We start from the raw sequence: 18,475 nt of genomic DNA, 5'->3' as shown, positions 1-18,475 counted from the left end.
GAATAAAAATCGCATAGCGACTGGTGAAAAGGCTGGCTGAACCGCGTGTTCAGCCAGCCTTTTTTGTTGAACGACGGTTTATGCCTGGCTGCTCCGGCCGTTCCGATTACATTTTTTCAGTGCGCTCATTTGTGATCGTCTTCCTTCTTTTGGAGATGGATACCGCCATTGTTATGCTCCTGCTCGTGATTTTTCTGCTGCGGATGTGGCTGCTGGACCTGCGGCTGAGGTTGAGGCTGCGGACGTGGTTGCATTTGCGGCTGAGGTTGAGGCTGCGGGCGTGGTTGCATTTGCGGCTGAGGCTGAGGCTGAGGCTGCGGTCGCACTTGTATCTGCGGTTGTGGTTGTGGCCGCGGTTCCGGGCGATTCGATACCTGAGGAGCAGGATTTGCCGGCGGCCGATTCATTTCCTGATGCATTTGCTGGCCGCCGTTAGGCCTGTTCTGGAACTGTTCCGGCTGCCGATTCTGCACATTCTGCGGCGGCTGAAATGGCTGCGGCTGCGGCCTTGCCATCTCTGGCGCGGCAGGGCGGTTGATGTTCGGCCTTTGCGTATTGCCGCCGAAAGGGTGCTGGTTCAGGTTCGCGGGTTTTTGTGCTTCCAGATTCCTGGGCGGAGCCGGGTGCAGATTCTGCGCGTTTTGCTGTAGCTGATTCGGCATCGGCCTTGCGTTTTGCCCAGGCTGGCCGAACGCCGGATGGCCCTGTTCGCCGGCTTGCGGCTGGTTTGGCGCCGGCCGGACAAATCCCGGGCGCGCCAATTGATTCAGATTTGGCGCAGCGTCGACACCGTTTGCGCCTGGCGGAACCTTGCCGAAATTAGGCTTGGTCATGTGGTTGAAATCCGGCTGTGGATGGTTCGGCCGGGGATTGCCGGCAAACGGCGCAGCATTCTGATTCATCTGTGGATTCATCTGCGGTTGTACAGGATTTCCCTGCGCACCGAAGTTAGGCCGGGCAGCATTGAAATTGAGAGCGCCACCGCCTGGCTGGCCAGGGCGCCCGCCATTGGCTAACGCGGGATTGTTGGCAGGACCGCCAAAATTATTGCGGTTGTTGTTATTATTGTTATTGTTGAAGCGGTTGTTATTGTTGTTATTACTATTGTTATTGATCACCGTATTGTTATTCGTAACGTTATTGGTGACGCGGTTGACGATCGTGGTGGAACGCGACACGTAAGTATTGTCGTTATACACAACCGCAGGCCGGTGCCAGTGGCCGCCATTCCAGTTGCCGCCGCCACCGTCGCCGCCAGGGCGGCCGCCCCAATGCACGTCCCAGGAATTCCAGCCCCAGTCGTGATGGCTGATAACGGCGCCGACTGCAATCCCCAGCCCAAACGTAATCACGCCGGCAGTCACAATTTCGCCAGGCGGGTAATACACAGGAGCGGGTTCGTAGGCATAGCCGGGATAGACCGGCAGCGGCTCGCCGTAGACCACGCCGGGATTGTAGGCCGGTACATACACTACGTCCGGTTCGGCCGGTTCAATCACGATGGTTTCCGGCGGCGGCGGAATCATTTCCGGGCCGTCGTACACCTGCGGCTCACCGGGTGCTTGCGCATAGTCGTAAGCCGGCGCCGGTTCGGCGCGCGGCCTCACGGCGATACGCAGCTGTTTAGTGTTTTTCAGGTTGCCGCTGCTGGCGGCGCGCTGACGCATCACCTGAATCGCGTTCATCACATCGACAGGATCGTTGACATAGGCGTCGCCGAGAGCGGAGGTCCAGGGGATGTTGCGGGCCATCTGATCCAGCACGCTAGGAAATTGGGTCAGGCCTTTTACGCTGACGTCCCAGGGTTGTTGATTGGCGGCGTCCTGCAGCCGGCTGCCTTTCAGATTCCGGTTCTGCGCCAGCCAGTTGTCGGCAGCCGTCACCTGGTCGGGATAGCTGGATGCTGCCAGTACTTGCGCCACCAGCTTGTCAGGGAACAAGGCGATCGGGCCGACCAGCTGGTATAGCTGCTCGGCGGTTGGCGGAACATACGCTGGAGCCGCTTGTGCTTGCGGCACTTGCGGCGCCGACGCCGCTGGTGCGGTGTCGGCTTTTTTATCGCAACCCGCGAGCGGCAGCAATGCTACGCACGCGCTCAGCATCAGCACCAATGGGGTTTTATTGTTTTGCATTTTTGCTCCCGACAGCGAGGAATAAATAGTAGATGGTTAGTAGTTACAAGCTAGCACGGCGGATTGTCCATGCAACAAGGGGTTACAAACTCTTGCATGTCTCACACTCTTTACTCACACTCTGCCAATGATCGGGCCGAATCTGCCTGTATCTTCAGTTAACGTTTCTTCATCAGGTCTCGCTGACACGGACGATGGCATACAATCATTTATCGATTTAATATTGCCGAAACAGCAAACATTACAAACAGGATACTTGCCAAATTGAACTTTTCCATCGCGATGCCGATCACAAATCCATGACTACCCCTACATTTCGGCCCGCGCGGCTACTGTTATGGTCGATTGCCGCGCTGACTGGTTTGATTGCGCTGTGTACGGCATTGCTGCTCACGTTTGACTGGAACCGCGCCAAGCCATGGCTCAACGAACGTGTCAGCGAGGCCATCGGACGCAACTTTGCGATTCGCGGCGATCTGTCGTTGACCTGGGAAAAATCGCAAACCGGCCAGGATAGCTGGCGCCGCTGGGTGCCCTGGCCGCGTCTTAGCGCCAACGATATCGTGCTCGACAATCCCGATTGGGCCAAGACCGGCCCGCATATGGCAGAGATCGGCCAGCTGACATTTTCATTGAGCCCCTTGCCCTTGCTGGCCCACCATATCGTATTGCCTTCGCTGGAGCTGAACGCACCGGTCATCGCATTGGAGCGCAAGCCGGATGGCGCCAATAACTGGACTTTCAAATCGAGCGAGCCGTCGGCATGGCAGCTGGAACTGCAGAAACTGGTGTTGGCCAAGGGCACGGTGAGATTGCTGGATCCGGTCAGCAAGATCGACATCAAGGCCGATATCGACAGTCTGCCGGCCATCAGCGCAGAGGGTTACGGCATCGGCTGGAAAGTCGGCGGCACGTTTAACCAGGCCGCTGTCAGCGGCGAGGGTAAAGCCGGCGCCGTGCTGTCGTTGCAAAATTCCAGCAAGCCGTATCCGCTGCAAGCCAGCGTCCATGTCGGCAAGACCGCGATTGCTATACAGGGAACCCTGACCAAACCGAGCGACCTGGCGGCGCTCGACCTGCGCCTGAAGCTGTCCGGCGCCAGCATGTCTAACCTGTACCCGTTGACCGGCATCGTGCTGCCGGCGACGCCGCCATTTGCCACCGAAGGACGGCTGATCGGCAAGATCAGCCGTGCCGGCGGCGACTGGACCTACGATAAGTTCAGCGGCCATGTCGGTTCCAGCGATTTGTCCGGCACATTCGAATATATCGCCCGGAAACCGCGGCCGTTGTTGAAAGGCACATTGCTATCCAACCAGCTCAGGCTGCAGGATCTGGCGCCGCTGATCGGCGCCGACTCGAATGCCAGCAAAGCCAATCGCGGCGACGGCGTGGCTCAGCCTGGCAACAAGGTGTTGCCGGTCGAGCAGTTCGACACCGCGCGCTGGGGCAGCATCGATGCCGATGTCAAATTCACCGGCCGCAAAATTATCCGCGACAAAGAGCTGCCGATCCAGGATCTGGTGGCGGACCTGCATTTGAAAGATAGCGTGCTGTCGTTGACGCCTTTGAATTTCGGCGTGGCGGGCGGTAACCTGATTTCCACCATCAAGCTCGATGGCGGCAATAAATTGATCAAGGCTGAGATGAAGGTTTCGGCACGGCATCTGAAAATCAAGCAGCTGTTCCCTACTCTGGAATCGGCCCAGGCCAGCCTGGGCGAAATAAACGGCGATGCCTCGCTATCGGCAGTCGGCAATTCCGTCGCCAGCCTGCTGGGCAGCGCGAACGGCGAGCTGAAAACCGTCATCAACCAAGGCTCCATCAGCAAGTTCGTGCTGGAAGCGGCCGGCCTGAATATCGGCAATATAGTGATTACCAAGCTGTTCGGCGACAAGCAGGTCAAGCTGAATTGCCTGGCCAGCGATTTTGCCGTGACCAATGGCGTCATGGACACCCGCACCTTCGTGATGGATACCGACGATGCGGTCATCAACGTTGATGGCCAGATCAATCTGGCCCAGGAGTCGCTGGCGCTGATCATTCATCCGAAATCCAAGGGGTTGCGGATTTTCACGCTGAGAACGCCGATACACGTCACAGGCAGCTTCAAGAACCCCGACGTAGGGGTGGACAAGGGCGTACTGGCGTTGAAGGCTGGCGGCGCGGTTGCGCTGGCTGTGCTGGCGCCGGTGACGGCTGTGCTGCCTTTGATTAATATCAGCCCGGATCAACAGAGCGATTGCGCCGGTTTGCTGGCGGAAGCCAGGCAGAAACCGGTAGCGCCTCCGGCCGGCAAGACTATGCCGCAAAAGAAAGCGAAAGCGCACTAGGGCGGCGCACTACAGCTGATTTATCCAGCCGCAAGCTGCCGGATTACCTGAACCGTAGTCCGGCAGCCGATGTTCAATCCCCCTTCATTCCAATCCGTCAAACACTGCATCGTCCGGCCCGACATGGTGCGGCGAACGCCAGCTGACATCGCGCATCGAATGCTGCACCTGGTTCTCCACGCCCAGCAAAGTGGCGAAGATCGCCATTCTTACCGGTATGCCATTGTCGGTCTGGCGGAAGATCGCCAGGCGCGGATCGTGGTTGAGATCCGTGCTGAGGTCGTTGGCGCCGGGCCGGCCGTCGCGCGGCAAGGGATGCATGACGATAGTGTCGGCGCCGCAGGTGGCGTCGATCAGCGCCTGGTTGATCTGGAAATCCGGGGTATAGCCTTCTATTGCCTCATCGGCAAAGCGCTCCTTCTGGATCCGTGTGGCATACACGATGTCGGCTCCTTTCAACCCCTGCGCCAAGGACGTTGATTGTTCCACCACGTGGCCGCCGCGTGCAATGCGGTTCAGGATATGGGCGGGCATCTCCAGCGCGGGCGGTGCGATCAGGGTGAACTTCAGGCCGCGATACAGCGCCAGCAGCTTGATCAGCGAATGCACGGTGCGGCCGTACTTCAAATCGCCGGCCATGACGATGTGAGCGCCATCGATCAGCTTCCCCAGCCGCGAGAATTCGCGCTGTATGGTGTACAGGTCGAGAATCGCCTGGCTCGGGTGCTCGCCAGGGCCGTCACCGCCATTGATCACCGGGATATTCGTAGCGCGGGCGAATTCGTCGACCGCTCCTTGTTCCGGATGCCTGACCACCAGCGCGTCGACATAACCGCTGATGACGCGGCTGGTGTCATAAATCGACTCGCCCTTGGTCATGGAAGAGAAGGTAAAGCCGGTGGTATCGCATACCGAGCCGCCTAGCCGGCAAAAAGCCGCTCCAAAGCTGATACGCGTGCGCGTGCTGGCTTCAAAGAACAAATTGGCTAGCACGGCACCCTCAAGGATGCGCGACACCTTCTGGCGCCTTGCAATGGGCTGCATGATGTCCGTCACGCGGAACAGCTGTTCGAGCGAGTCGCGTGAAAACTGGTCTACCGACAGGAGTTGCGGTTTGCCGTTATGGGAAATCTGCTCGCGTAGCGGCGCACCTGCTTGATGCATATATACGCTCTGCGTTAAGACCGGTTGCAGCAATCCGCTCGCCAGAATTTCGTTGACGAATTTGCTGACAATGTCGGGCATGACCCGGAATTCCCCAGATGTTTCCGGGAGCAACCAAGTATCCAGTGCGCGTTTGCGAACACCGATACGGTCGGAGAAAAGGTCCCTGGTAAGGTTCATGCGACGCATGGCATCGCGGAGAAAAGTCTGTTGATCGCTCATTCGCATCTCCGTTATCTACGCTATGCGTACATTAAAGCTTTGAATTTCGCTTGTCCAGATTTTTCTTTTCTTAGGTGCTGCTCATTATTTAGGCAGAAGAAAATTTTTCTTAAAAATTGTCGGCCTGGGCTCAAAAACATCGGTAAACCGGCAAATTTTTCGAATTTGTGGATAAAGCTGTGGATATCGTGTTTTTCAATTGTGGATATCTGAGATAGTTTTCCACAGCTGTCTTTTTATCCAAGAACTATTCTTCAGGGATACACCGATTACTCAGCCTTTATCCAAGTCGTAAGTGCTTGAATGAATAGTCAAATTTAGTGTTATCCACAGAAAAGCAGGTAGTTAACTACTACTACTATTTATATATATAAATCTTTAAATACAAAACCGAAAAGCTTTTTCTTTTGAAGTTGCTTTAAAAAAATAATTAACAAAAAGAAGTTAAAAAACCAATTTTTCAAAAAAATTCGGTTTTTTGTTCATGTTCTTTTTTTGGGAGTTTACAAAAGACATCTACTTCGAAAGTAGAAAAGAAGGAGATGTAGGAAAGCAACTGTGGATAAGTCTTTGGATAACTACTGGAATCCATTGTGAATAATTGAGTTAGATATCCACACCCTATTTTTTATCCAAGAAATGTTCTTTCCAGATACAAGGTTTACTCAGCCTTTATCCAAGTCATAAGTGCTTGAATGAATAGTCAAATTTAGTGTTATCCACAGAAAAGCAGGTGGTTAACTACTACTACTATTTATATATATAAATCTTTAAATACAAAGCTGAAGAAACCGGTTTTCCAAAAAATGGGGAATTTCCTCTCTAAAAAATGCTTTTAAGGCATTAATTTCCCCAAATCGTCTTCAATATGGCAAGTACGGCAACGGTAACTGCTTCGTTTTTACGTTTATCCAGGGTAATAAATGAAAGTTGGGTCGATAAATCGACCGTATCTGAAATGACCAGGCAATGAGCATGTGCTTCGGGTAAGGCAACTGACGCAACTTTATTTGGAGTAGCTTTGCATTGAGCAAAGGTTTTACCGAATAAACGGTGATGGGCCGACTCCGGCGGAGTCCAGATCCACGGCAATTTAGCCAAAGCCGGCCAGTCTTTTCCGGAAACACGGCTGTTCCAAGCGGATGGTGCAAGCACGCAGTAAGTAAATTGTGTCAGTGTGAGCCGATGGAAAGTTTTGTTTGGCGTACCGAGGTAGTAGCCGACATCGAGATGGCCTGATCTGATCAACCGCTGTACATCGTCAGGCATGCTGTGTTGCAAAGTGCAGAAAGCTGGGGATAACTTTCTGCCAAACGCTGGAGGAAAACGCCGGGCCGGATGAATTCAGGATCGAGAATCGTACCGATTGCGAGTTTTTTTCGCTCAGTATTTACGAGCTGTTGGAATGCAGGCTGTCTGCTTGTTGACGTAACTGTGATACGGCAGCGGTTGTACGTTCGGCAAATGGTGGTAACTTGATGCTATCGTCGGTCAACGTCATGTTGCTGGGGATGCGTGTAAATAATTGCAGATTCAAGCTGCTCTGCAACGACTTGATTTGCAGGCTGACAGCCGGTTGCGCGACATGCAGTAATGCGGCAGCGCGGCTCAGGTTCCCTTCTCTGGCGACGGTGACGAAGGCGTAAAGTTGGGTAATATCCATTTGATTAATTTTTCATCAGGGTGATCTAATTATCAGCCGTTCCATTTTTTTTTGCGTTACGCACGCGTATGGCGAGGAAGGGTTGCGTTTTTATACGCGTTACAAATCGATCATGCAGCGTTGGCCGCAGACGATTTCGAAAGGTGTGGAATTCACCATGCCGGTTGCAAAATAAATAGTATAAATAATTAAAAACAGAAAGAGACGCATGGAAACAGCAGGCAAGTACGACTACATCGTGATCGGCGCGGGGACCGCCGGCTGTGTGTTGGCGAATCGTTTGACACAGGACAGTTCGGTCAAGGTGCTGCTGATTGAAGCAGGTGCGAAAGACGATTACATCTGGATCCACATTCCTGTCGGCTACCTGTATTGCATCAATAATCCTCGCACCGACTGGATGTACCGGACTGAACCTGATGCCGGTTTGAATGGCCGTAGCCTGATCTATCCGCGCGGTAAAGTGCTGGGTGGAAGCTCATCGATCAACGGCATGATTTACATGCGCGGCCAGGCCCGTGATTATGACCAATGGGCGCAGCTGAGCGGCGATCCGGCATGGCGCTGGGAGCAGGTGCTGCCACTGTTTAAAAAGAGTGAAGATCACTACGGCGGCGCGAATGAATTCCACGGCGCAGGCGGCGAGTGGCGGGTTGAAAAACAGCGTTTGTCCTGGAAAATCCTGGATGCTTTTCGGGATGCTGCGGCTGAAGTCGGCATCCCCAAGGTTGACGACTTTAATCGCGGCGACAACGAAGGATCCGGTTATTTTGACGTCAACCAGAAACGCGGTATTCGCTGGAACGCAGCCAAGGCGTTTTTGCGTTCAGCCAGCGGCCGCGGCAACCTGACGATCATGACCGGTTGCCAGGTCAAGCGCCTGTTGCTGGAGCGCGGCGAGCAGGGGCTGGTATGTAAAGGAGTTGAGTTTTCCGGCGGCGGCAAGGAGTGGCATGCCGAGGCCAGCCGCGAAACCTTATTGAGTGCGGGCGCTGTAGGCTCTCCGCATATTTTGCAATTGTCCGGCATCGGTCCGGCGGCGCTATTGCAACAACATCAGATTCCGGTCATGCAGGATACGCCAGGTGTGGGCGAGAATCTGCAAGATCATTTGCAGATCAGGATGGCGTTCAAGGTGAGCGGCGTCAAGACCCTGAATACGATGAGTAACAACTGGTTTGGCAAAGCGAAAATCGGCATGGAGTATCTGCTGAGGCAGAGCGGCCCGATGTCGATGGCGCCTTCGCAACTGGGAGCGTTCGCCAAATCCGATGCGATGCAGGCGAGCGCCAATCTGGAATATCACGTGCAGCCTTTATCGCTGGAGAAATTCGGCGATCCTTTGCATGCGTTTCCAGCCTTCACCGCCAGCGTCTGTAATTTGCGCCCGACCTCGCGCGGCCATGTGCGGATTGGCTCTGGTGCGGCGGAGGGAGCGCCGAAAATCACGCTGAATTATCTGGATACCGAGGAAGACCGCAAGGTGGCGGCGGCTTCGCTGCTGCTGACCCGCAAGATCATCGCTGCGCCGGCGCTGCAAAAGTATGCGCCGGAAGAATTCAAGCCTGGCATGCAATACCGGACCGAAGAGGAATTGATCAAGGCCGCCGGCGAGATCGGCACCACGATTTTTCATCCGGTAGGGACCTGCAAGATGGGCCGTGGCGACGATCCGATGGCGGTGGTGGATAGCCAGCTGCGGGTGAAAGGCGTAGCCGGATTGCGCGTGGTTGACGCCTCCGTGATGCCGACTATCACTTCCGGCAACACCAATTCGCCGACCTTGATGATTGCAGAAATGGCAGCAAAATTCATAAAGGAAGGCCGCTGACAAGTAAAGAATAAGCAAAACCTGGCTTTTTGGCTCAAGTATTGATCAAACTATTTTTTCAGGCGTAGTTAATTTCTGTAAAGTTTTTGTATAGTATTTCTACGTATTGCTCCAGCACAGTGGCAACGGTAGTATCCATAAAAAAATATAAGGCTGATAAGGTGATTGCCATATCATCTTTGAGGTAGCGATATTCCGAACAAGTAATATCAATAGGAGACCAGATGACCGACATCATCTTGGAGACAAAAAACCTGACCAAGGAGTTCAGGGGGTTTACCGCCGTCAATGGCGTTAACCTGCAGGTCGAGCGCGGCCATATCCACGCACTGATCGGTCCAAACGGGGCAGGGAAGACGACTTGCTTCAATCTGCTGACTAAATTCCTGGTGCCGACTTCCGGCCAGATTCTGTTCAACGGCCGGGACATCACCACCGATGCGCCAGCCCAGATCGCCCGCCAGGGGATCATCCGTTCTTTCCAGATTTCTGCCGTTTTCCCGCATTTGAGCGTGATGGAGAACGTTCGCATAGGATTGCAGCGGACGCTGGGGACTTCTTACCATTTCTGGAAAAGCGGTAAGTCGCTGGCGCAATTGAACCAGCGTGCGATGGAATTGCTGGCGGAAGTCGACCTGACCGAGTTTGCCGATACCCTGACCGTCGATTTACCTTACGGCCGCAAGCGGGCGTTGGAGATTGCCACTACCCTGGGCATGGAGCCGGAACTGATGCTGCTGGATGAACCCACGCAAGGCATGGGGCACGAAGACGTCGATCGGGTCACGGCACTGATCAAGAAGGTATCGGTCGGCCGCACCATCCTGATGGTGGAACACAACATGAATGTGGTGTCAGGCATTTGCGACAAGATCAGCGTGCTGCAGCGCGGTGCGATGCTGGCGGAAGGCCGCTATGAAGAAGTCTCGAAGAACCCGTTGGTAATGGAAGCCTATATGGGCACCACTACCGAGGTACTGGCAGGAGCACATTGATGTCTGCAGTTGATTCCCCACCATCTCCATCTGTCGGCGCAGCCGCCCAAGGCACGGCTGCGCTCGATATCGAAAATCTGCAAGCCTGGTATGGCGAATCGCATATTTTGCACAATGTAAACCTGAGCGTGCACAAGGGCGAAGTGGTGACGCTGCTGGGCCGCAATGGCGCCGGCCGCACCACCACCATGCGCGCGATCATGGGCTTGACCGGCGCACGCAAGGGCTCGATCAGGATCGGCGGGGTCGAGACGATCGGGCTGCCGACCCACAAGATTGCCCATCGCGGCGTCGGTTATTGCCCTGAGGAGCGCGGCATATTCTCTTCCTTGTCGACGGAAGAAAACCTGTTGTTGCCACCGTCGCTGTCGACCACCGAAAAGGGCATGTCTGTCGACGAAATCTATGACATGTTTCCCAATCTGAAAGAACGCAGGAATAGCCAGGGCACGCGGCTGTCCGGCGGTGAACAGCAGATGCTGGCGGTTGCGCGCATCCTGCGCACCGGCGCACGCTTGTTGTTGCTGGATGAAATTTCCGAAGGCCTGGCGCCGGTCATTGTGCAAACGCTGGCGCGCATGATCACCACCTTGAAAGCCAAGGGCTACACGATAGTGATGGTGGAGCAGAACTTCCGTTTTGCCGCGCCTTTGGCGGATCGTTTTTATGTGATGGAGCACGGCCAGATCGTTGAGTCGTTTGCGTCCTCGCAGCTGGAAGAAAAGATGCCGGTATTGAATGCATTATTAGGTGTGTAGTTTTAGGCAGGAGAGTCTCGGCGATTGCGAGATGACGAGTCGTTCATAAAATGGAGAAGACAATGAATATCAAATTAAAGACTTTGGCAGTCGCGGTGAGTAGCGCCATCGCTCTCGGTTTTGCAGCGCCGGCGTCGGCGCAGATTTCCGGCGATGTCGTCAGGATCGGCTTCATCACCGACATGTCGAGCGTCTACTCCGACATCGACGGCCCTGGCGGCGCCGAGGCGATCAAGATGGCGATTGCCGATATGGGCGGCAGCATCAACGGCAAGAAAATCGAACTGGTCACGGCCGATCATCAGAATAAAGCCGACATCGCATCGAGCAAGGCGCGCGAATGGTTTGACCAGCAAGGACTGGACGTGCTGATCGGCGGCACCAACTCCGGTACTGCTTTGGCGATGGCAAAGATTGCTGCTGAAAAGAAGAAGCCGCTCTTTGAAATCGGCGCCGGCAGCACCCGTCTGACTAATGAAGAATGCACGCCTTACACTGTGCACTATGCTTACGATACCTACGCCTTGGCCAAAGGCACCGGCTCGGCCGTGGTGAATCATGGCGGCAAGACCTGGTATTTCGTGACCGCCGATTATGCGTTTGGCGCTTCGCTGGAAAAAGATACGGCCGCAGTGGTAAAAGCTGCCGGCGGCACCGTGTTGGGCGCGGTCAAGCATCCGCTGAACGCTTCCGATTTCTCTTCGTTCATGCTGCAGGCGCAATCGTCCAAGGCGCAGATCATCGGCCTGGCGAATGCCGGCGGCGATTTGATCAATGCGGTCAAGGCCGCCAATGAATTCGGTGTCACCAAGAACGCCAAGCTGGCTGGTTTGCTGGTGTTCATCAACGACATCCACTCGCTGACGCTGAAGCAGACTCAGGGCATGTACCTGACCGACAGCTGGTACTGGGATCAAAACGACGAGTCGCGCAAATGGGCCAAGCGTTATTTCGAAAAAATGAAAAAAGAACCGTCCAGTTTGCAAGCGGCCGATTATTCCGCAGCGATGCAATACCTGATGGCAGTCAAGGCGATCGGCACGGATGATGGCGACAAGGTCATGGCCCACCTGCGCACCAGCAAGTTCAACGATATGTTTACCAAGAACGCCTATCTGCGCGCGGACGGCCGGGTGGTGCATGACATGACGCTGTTTCAGGTCAAGGCGCCGGCTGACTCAAAATATCCTTGGGATTACCTGACCAAGATCCAGACCATTGCAGCCGAACAGGCTTTCACCGCCAAGGCCGAGAGCAAGTGCGGATTGTGGAAATGATAGAGCAGCTCGGCAGTAGCCGCGCTTGACCTGCAGTTGTGAGCCAAGCTTGAGAACCTGGGTTGTGTGCGGGTCCGAAGATATGCCTGGCGCGTCGTTTACCTGATCTCAACGTGATGCCGGCCTGCACATCCCTTATGCGATGTGCAGGCCGGTGCGCTGTTTGATATTTTGTTAGGCGCGCTGTTCGATAGTTATTCACTCGCCCGAGTGATTTTTTGATGACATTGCCATGGAAATATTCGGCATTCCCTTTCAAGCCTTGATGAGCCAGTTGTTGCTGGGACTCGTCAACGGTTCGTTTTACGCCATGCTGTCGCTCGGCCTGGCGGTGATTTTCGGCCTGCTCAACGTGATCAATTTCGCTCACGGCGCGCTGTACATGATGGGGGCATTCCTGGCCTGGATCGGCCTGACTTATTTCAATCTGAATTACTGGGAGATGCTGATTCTGGCGCCGCTGCTGGTGGGCTTGTTCGGCGTCGTCATCGAGAAGACCATGCTGCGCTGGCTGTACAAGCTGGATCATCTGTACGGCTTGCTGCTGACCTTCGGCATCACCTTGATGGTGGAGGGCATCTTCCGTTCGTTCTATGGCGTCTCCGGCCAGCCGTTTTCGGTTCCTGAGCTGTTGAGCGGCGCTACCGATCTCGGCTTCATGGTGCTGCCGAACTATCGCGCCTGGGTGGTGGCGGCATCGCTGACAGTGTGTTTCTCGACCTGGTTCGTGATTGAAAAGACCAAGCTCGGCGCCTATCTGCGCGCCGGTACCGAGAATCCGAAGCTGGTTGAGGCGTTCGGCGTCAACGTGCCACTGATGGTGACCCTGACTTACGGCTTCGGCGTCGCTTTGGCGGCCTTTGCCGGGGTGCTGGCGGCGCCGGTGATCCAGGTCTCGCCACTGATGGGCTCGAACCTGATTATCGTCGTATTCGCGGTTGTGGTGATCGGTGGCATGGGTTCCATCATGGGATCGATCATTACCGGTCTGGCACTGGGCGTAATTGAAGGACTGACCCGCGTGTTTTATCCGGAAGCGTCGGCTACGGTGGTGTTTATCGTGATGGCGATTGTGCTGATGATCCGGCCCGCAGGCCTGTTCGGTAAAGAGAAATGAGCGGAGCAACCATGAGCATGAATACTAAGAAGATCGGCTACGGCCTGTTGTTGGTGGCCTTGCTGGCAGCACCGTTCGGCATTTATCCGGTGTTTCTGATGAAGATCATCTGCTTCGCGCTGTTTGCCTGCGCCTTCAATCTGTTGATCGGCTTTACCGGTTTGTTGTCGTTTGGACATGCTGCGTTTTTTGGCGGCGCCGGTTACATTGCCGGTTATGCCTTGAAGACCCTGGGCTTGCCGACGGAAATCGGGCTGATTGCCGGAACTGCCGCAGGTGCCTTGATCGGCCTGGTGATGGGCAGTCTGGCGATCCGCCGCCAGGGGATTTATTTTACGATGATCACCTTGGCGCTGGCGCAGATGCTGTATTTCGTTTGTCTGCAGATGCCGTTCACCGGTGGCGAGGATGGCTTGCAAGGCGTACCGCGCGGGCATTTGCTGGGCTTCATCGATCTCGGCAATGATTTGAATTTGTACTATGTGGTGCTGGCGATTGCCGTGGCCGGCTTTGCGCTGATCGTGCGTACCGTGAATTCTCCCTTCGGCCAGGTACTCAAAGCCATCAAGGAAAATGAACCGCGCGCCATCTCGCTGGGCTACGACGTCAATCGCTACAAGCTGCTGGCCTTTGTGCTGTCGGCGGCGTTGTCGGGCCTGGCCGGCTCCACCAAGACGCTGGTACTGGGCTTTGAAACGCTGACCGATGTGCATTGGACCATGTCCGGGCTGGTGGTGCTGATGACGCTGGTGGGTGGCTTGGGCACTATCGTCGGGCCGATTGTCGGTGCCTTGATCATCATCATGCTGGAAAACAAGCTGGGCGATATCGGCAACTGGCTCGCATCCGTTACCCACATCGACTGGTTTAGCGGGCTGGGCGAATCGGTGACCATCGTGACCGGCTTCATTTTCATCGTTTGCGTGCTGGCGTTCCGGCGCGGAATTGTCGGCGAGATTTCTGCTTTGGTGAATAAGCGGTCTTCTGAAAGTAGATGATGTAATCCTGACCGCTTGTTGAGAAGCCCGTACGCAGCTTGGCTGGTACGGGCTTTTTTGTTTCTCTTCTTTTTTCGTGCTTAAATAATAGGCAGGCACGTCGAGTGGGCTTGACGTCTGTTGCTTATCTGAACTTTGCCGTCCTATCCAGCCAATCGAATTACTTGGATAGCTATGACTAAATAACATAGCTATTCGCCATGTCTACTCAGGCTCAGGCACGTAAAATTGCATGTCTTCAATATCCCTCAATCCTTTGTTTACCCACCATGCCTGAGTTATTTCCCGATTTTCTTATTTTGGCCATTGCCAGTTTCGTTGCAGGTTTGATTGATGCCGTGGTTGGGGGAGGGGGCTTGATCCAGATTCCAGCCCTGTTCGCGATGCTGCCGAATGCCGCGCCGGCCACCATCTTCGGGACCAATAAACTGGCCGGGATATTCGGCACCAGCGCTGCGGCCATCAATTTTGCCAAGCGGGTCAAGCTGGCGTGGAGCGCGGCATTGCCCGCTGCGGGAGCGGCATTTCTGCTTTCCTTCCTCGGTGCTTATGTCGTTACCCATATACCGACCGAGGCGATTCGTAAATCTCTGCCTTTCATTTTGCTGGCTGTCGCCATATATACGGTGAAGAAGAAGGATTTCGGCAGCATCCATGCCCCCTTGCATACCGGATCGAAAGAGAAATTGCTGGCGGTATTGATTGGTGGTGGCATCGGGTTTTATGACGGTGTTTTTGGCCCTGGTACTGGTAGCTTCCTGATTTTCCTGTTTGTGCGGTTTTTCGGCTTCGATTTCCTGGCCGCTTCAGCAGTATCCAAGGTTATTAACGTCGCGACCAATTTGGCTGCCTTGCTATGGTTTGGATATAGCGGACATATCATCTGGCAGCTTGGATTGATAATGGCTATCTGTAATGTCGGCGGGTCGTTGCTCGGTACACGGCTGGCGCTCAAACATGGCAGCGGTTTTGTGCGGAAACTGTTTTTGCTGGTGGTATCGGCATTGATCTTGAAAACTGGTTACGATGCCTTCCTTAAATAGATACTAGATACGGAAGTTGCTTATGACAGCGGCGATTGTTTCACGTGAAACAATCGCCGCTGTTGTTTTTACGTTTTCAAAAATCCGATATTGCAATGTTTCACGTGAAACATCTGTTGTTGTGTGGCGAACTGCACCACACCAGAAGTGTAGGTGAAGGCTGCATGCTTTATAATCACGCCTCTGCTCACTGTTTTTCATCGTCTCTAAGAGGCGCACTATGCTTTTTCCTACACATTTTGATGTAATCGTCGTCGGCGGCGGTCATGCCGGCACCGAAGCCGCGCTGGCGTCCGCTCGCATGGGCCAAAAGACTTTATTGTTGACCCATAATATCGAGACCCTGGGCCAGATGTCGTGCAATCCTTCAATTGGCGGGATAGGCAAGGGTCACCTGGTAAAAGAGGTCGACGCCATGGGTGGCGCGATGGCAATCGCCACCGATGAAGCCGGTATCCAGTTTCGTATCCTGAATTCCTCAAAAGGACCGGCGGTACGCGCAACCCGCGCGCAAGCCGACCGCATCTTATATAAGCAAGCAATCCGCTTCCGCCTGGAAAACCAGGAAAATCTTTGGCTGTTCCAGCAAGCCGTGGATGATCTGCTGGTAGAGGGCGATCGCGTGGTCGGCGCCGTGACGCATGTCGGCATCCAATTCCGTAGCAGGGCAGTGGTGTTGACCGCGGGTACTTTCCTGGATGGGAAGATCCACGTCGGTCTCAACAACTATTCCGCTGGCCGTGCCGGTGACCCACCGGCGATTTCCCTGTCGGCGCGACTGAAAGAATTGAAGTTGCCGCAAGGCCGCCTGAAGACGGGCACGCCGCCGCGTATCGACGGCCGCACCATCGATTTTTCCGTGATGCAGGAACAGCCGGGCGATCTCGATCCGGTGCCGGTATTTTCCGTGATGGGCAATACCGCGATGCATCCGGCGCAATTGCCATGCTGGATTACCCATACCAACCAGCAAACGCATGACATCATTCGTGCCGGCCTGGATCGCAGCCCGATGTATACCGGCGTGATAGAGGGAGTAGGGCCGCGCTACTGTCCATCAATCGAGGACAAGATCCACCGCTTTGCTGGCAAGGATTCGCACCAGATATTCCTGGAGCCGGAAGGATTGACCACTAACGAGTTTTATCCAAATGGTATTTCGACAAGCTTGCCATTCGACGTACAGCTGGCTCTGGTGCATTCGATGCGCGGTTTGGAGAATGCCCACATCCTGCGCCCCGGCTACGCCATCGAATACGACTATTTCGATCCACGCGGTTTGAAGGCTTCGCTGGAAACCAAATTGATCCAAGGTTTGTACTTTGCGGGCCAGATCAATGGCACCACAGGTTATGAAGAGGCCGCTGCCCAGGGCATGCTGGCCGGTTTGAACGCCGCACTGCAAACACAGGAACGCGATGCCTGGACTCCGCGGCGCGACGAAGCTTACCTTGGGGTACTGGTCGACGACCTGATTACCCAAGGCGTGCAAGAACCTTACCGCATGTTCACCAGCCGCGCCGAGTATCGCCTCAGCCTGCGCGAAGACAACGCCGACTTGCGCCTGACCGAGATTGGCCGCCAGCTTGGTTGTGTCGGCGATGCGCAATGGGCGCAGTTCGAGAAAAAACGCGAAGCAGTAGCACTCGAGATGGAGCGCCTGCGTTCAACCTGGGTGAATCCACGTATCGTGGCAGAAGCGGAAGCCGAGCGTTTGCTCGGCAAGGCCATCGAGCGCGAATATGCCTTGGCGGATTTGCTGCGCCGGCCGAATGTTACTTATGATCAACTGATGACGCTCAAGGGCATCGATGGCCAGGATCTGGGCGGTCCGGGCGTGCAGGACGACACGGTCAAGGAGCAAGTCGAGATCCAGGTTAAATACGCCGGTTACATCGACCGCCAGGCGAAGGAAGTCGAGCGTCATGAACACAATGAACACCTGAAGCTGCCTGCCGATCTGGATTACATGGATGTGCAAGCCCTGTCGATCGAAGTGCGCCAAAAGCTGAATCAGCACCGGCCAGAAACGTTCGGCCAGGCGTCGCGGATTTCCGGCGTTACGCCGGCGGCGTTGTCGCTGTTGCTGGTACACCTGAAAAAGGGTGGCATGAAGCGTCTGGATGCGGACGATCAAGCTGCCTGATTACCGCATTGTTTAATTGCATAATTGTTTAATGATCAACTACCATCAAGGTAATTGCCGGGATAATCGAGGAGTGGCACCATGAGTTCAACGCAGACCGCGCCGGCGGCACAACAAGCGCTGGAAGCGAGCCTGCAGCAAGGTGCGCAAGCATTGGGAATTGTTCTGGATCAGCAACAGCAGCAGCAATTGCTGGCTTATCTGGCATTGTTGGCGAAGTGGAATCGGACCTATAACCTGACCTCGATCCGCGAACCGGCGCAGATGATGACCCACCATTTGCTGGACTCTCTGGCGGTGGTGCCGGCCTTTGCGGCTGCGGAGCATGTGCTGGATGTCGGCTCCGGCGGCGGCCTGCCAGGGGTGATCCTGGCGATCTGGGCCGGCAAGGCCAAGCCGGCGATGCGGGTGTCGATGATCGATACGGTGCACAAGAAAACGGCATTTCTGACACAGGTCAAAGCCGAGCTCGGTCTTGGCAACGTCAGTATTCATACCGCAAGAGTAGAGCAGTTGCAGGTAGCGCAAAAATTCGATGTGATCACTTCCAGGGCATTTGCCGAGCTGGCGGATTTTATTAACTGGTCGGCGCATTTGTTGGCGGATAATGGGCAATTCATTGCGCTCAAAGGCATACAGCCGGACGAAGAAATCGCCCGGCTGCCAGCCGGTTGGCAGGTAACGGAAGTGCGGCCGTTGAAGGTGCCGGGAATGGATGCGGAGCGCCACCTGATTTTTATCAAACGCAGTGCAGGGTAGAGCAAGCAGCAGTAGCAAGCAACGGTAAGATAGCCGG

Annotated in this window: 12 protein-coding genes and 2 pseudogenes; 11 read left to right on the top strand and 3 right to left on the bottom strand. The window is 54.9% G+C overall.

All coding sequences use genetic code 11. The features are described from left to right. Window positions 1-125: 125 nt before the first annotated feature. A complete protein-coding gene (locus BLV81_RS23930) occupies window positions 126-2,132 on the bottom strand; it encodes a DUF3300 domain-containing protein (protein WP_176992809.1) in 2,007 nt (668 codons plus the stop codon). Window positions 2,133-2,431: 299 nt separating this feature from the next. On the opposite strand from BLV81_RS23930, the gene BLV81_RS09630 reads away from it, so the two are divergent. Then, entirely contained in the window at window positions 2,432-4,465 is a 2,034-nt protein-coding gene (locus BLV81_RS09630; protein WP_092354847.1) for an AsmA family protein, read from the top strand. Between the two features lie 84 nt (window positions 4,466-4,549). On the opposite strand, the gene BLV81_RS09625 is transcribed toward BLV81_RS09630, so the two are convergent. Together BLV81_RS09625 and BLV81_RS09620 are read right to left on the bottom strand one after the other, a co-directional pair. Further along, complete coding sequence (locus BLV81_RS09625) at window positions 4,550-5,851, bottom strand: aspartate carbamoyltransferase (RefSeq protein ID WP_092354844.1); 1,302 nt, start codon at window positions 5,849-5,851, stop codon at window positions 4,550-4,552. 843 nt (window positions 5,852-6,694) lie between these two features. After that, a pseudogene (locus tag BLV81_RS09620) lies at window positions 6,695-7,514 on the bottom strand (LysR family transcriptional regulator). Window positions 7,515-7,575: 61 nt separating this feature from the next. Here BLV81_RS09620 and BLV81_RS23605 point away from each other — a divergent pair. The 10 genes and pseudogenes from BLV81_RS23605 to rsmG all read left to right on the top strand — a co-directional run. Then, a pseudogene (locus BLV81_RS23605) lies at window positions 7,576-7,689 on the top strand (methylmalonate-semialdehyde dehydrogenase (CoA acylating)); the annotation flags it as partial. A 33-nt stretch (window positions 7,690-7,722) separates the two neighbouring features. After that, entirely contained in the window at window positions 7,723-9,345 is a 1,623-nt protein-coding gene (locus tag BLV81_RS09615; protein ID WP_092354841.1) for a GMC family oxidoreductase, read from the top strand. A gap of 224 nt (window positions 9,346-9,569) precedes the next feature. After that, window positions 9,570-10,340 (top strand): ABC transporter ATP-binding protein, encoded by a 771-nt coding sequence (locus BLV81_RS09610; protein WP_092354838.1) that lies wholly within the window; start codon window positions 9,570-9,572, stop codon window positions 10,338-10,340. Further along, a complete protein-coding gene (locus BLV81_RS09605; protein ID WP_092354835.1) occupies window positions 10,340-11,098 on the top strand; it encodes an ABC transporter ATP-binding protein in 759 nt (252 codons plus the stop codon). The genes BLV81_RS09610 and BLV81_RS09605 overlap by 1 nt, the downstream gene beginning before the upstream one ends. Before the next feature lie 68 nt (window positions 11,099-11,166). After that, window positions 11,167-12,375: an ABC transporter substrate-binding protein gene (locus tag BLV81_RS09600; RefSeq protein WP_092355075.1), complete on the top strand. Its 1,209-nt coding sequence runs from the start codon at window positions 11,167-11,169 to the stop codon at window positions 12,373-12,375. A gap of 232 nt (window positions 12,376-12,607) precedes the next feature. Next, complete coding sequence (locus BLV81_RS09595) at window positions 12,608-13,492, top strand: branched-chain amino acid ABC transporter permease (RefSeq protein ID WP_092354832.1); 885 nt, start codon at window positions 12,608-12,610, stop codon at window positions 13,490-13,492. Then, the gene (locus BLV81_RS09590) at window positions 13,489-14,490 is read left to right on the top strand and encodes a branched-chain amino acid ABC transporter permease (protein WP_369823848.1); all 1,002 of its coding nucleotides are present in this window, start codon (window positions 13,489-13,491) and stop codon (window positions 14,488-14,490) included. The genes BLV81_RS09595 and BLV81_RS09590 overlap by 4 nt, the downstream gene beginning before the upstream one ends. 269 nt (window positions 14,491-14,759) lie before the next feature. Continuing rightward, window positions 14,760-15,533, top strand: a complete 774-nt coding sequence (locus tag BLV81_RS09585) for a sulfite exporter TauE/SafE family protein (RefSeq protein ID WP_092354829.1) — start codon at window positions 14,760-14,762, stop codon at window positions 15,531-15,533. Window positions 15,534-15,753: 220 nt separating this feature from the next. Then, window positions 15,754-17,679, top strand: coding sequence for a tRNA uridine-5-carboxymethylaminomethyl(34) synthesis enzyme MnmG (gene mnmG / locus BLV81_RS09580; RefSeq protein WP_092354826.1), 1,926 nt, complete (start codon window positions 15,754-15,756; stop codon window positions 17,677-17,679). A gap of 81 nt (window positions 17,680-17,760) precedes the next feature. Continuing rightward, complete coding sequence (gene rsmG / locus BLV81_RS09575; RefSeq protein ID WP_092354823.1) at window positions 17,761-18,438, top strand: 16S rRNA (guanine(527)-N(7))-methyltransferase RsmG; 678 nt, start codon at window positions 17,761-17,763, stop codon at window positions 18,436-18,438. Window positions 18,439-18,475: the final 37 nt, after the last annotated feature.

The sequence above is a fragment of the Collimonas sp. OK242 genome, from assembly GCF_900107095.1.
GTDB lineage: Bacteria > Pseudomonadota > Gammaproteobacteria > Burkholderiales > Burkholderiaceae_D > Collimonas.
This window is presented reverse-complemented; position numbering and strand designations above follow the sequence as displayed.

What these genes read in the sequence shown, in the direction of transcription:
- BLV81_RS09605 (WP_092354835.1), top strand. Translation starts at nt 10,340, where the DNA reads ATGTCTGCAGTTGATTCCCCACCATCTCCATCTGTCGGCGCAGCCGCC.
- rsmG (WP_092354823.1), top strand. Translation starts at nt 17,761, where the DNA reads ATGAGTTCAACGCAGACCGCGCCGGCGGCACAACAAGCGCTGGAAGCG.
- BLV81_RS09585 (WP_092354829.1), top strand. Translation starts at nt 14,760, where the DNA reads ATGCCTGAGTTATTTCCCGATTTTCTTATTTTGGCCATTGCCAGTTTC.
- BLV81_RS23930 (WP_176992809.1), bottom strand. Translation starts at nt 2,132, where the DNA reads ATGCAAAACAATAAAACCCCATTGGTGCTGATGCTGAGCGCGTGCGTA.
- BLV81_RS09625 (WP_092354844.1), bottom strand. Translation starts at nt 5,851, where the DNA reads ATGAGCGATCAACAGACTTTTCTCCGCGATGCCATGCGTCGCATGAAC.
- BLV81_RS09630 (WP_092354847.1), top strand. Translation starts at nt 2,432, where the DNA reads ATGACTACCCCTACATTTCGGCCCGCGCGGCTACTGTTATGGTCGATT.
- BLV81_RS09595 (WP_092354832.1), top strand. Translation starts at nt 12,608, where the DNA reads ATGGAAATATTCGGCATTCCCTTTCAAGCCTTGATGAGCCAGTTGTTG.
- mnmG (WP_092354826.1), top strand. Translation starts at nt 15,754, where the DNA reads ATGCTTTTTCCTACACATTTTGATGTAATCGTCGTCGGCGGCGGTCAT.
- BLV81_RS09610 (WP_092354838.1), top strand. Translation starts at nt 9,570, where the DNA reads ATGACCGACATCATCTTGGAGACAAAAAACCTGACCAAGGAGTTCAGG.
- BLV81_RS09590 (WP_369823848.1), top strand. Translation starts at nt 13,489, where the DNA reads ATGAGCGGAGCAACCATGAGCATGAATACTAAGAAGATCGGCTACGGC.
- BLV81_RS09615 (WP_092354841.1), top strand. Translation starts at nt 7,723, where the DNA reads ATGGAAACAGCAGGCAAGTACGACTACATCGTGATCGGCGCGGGGACC.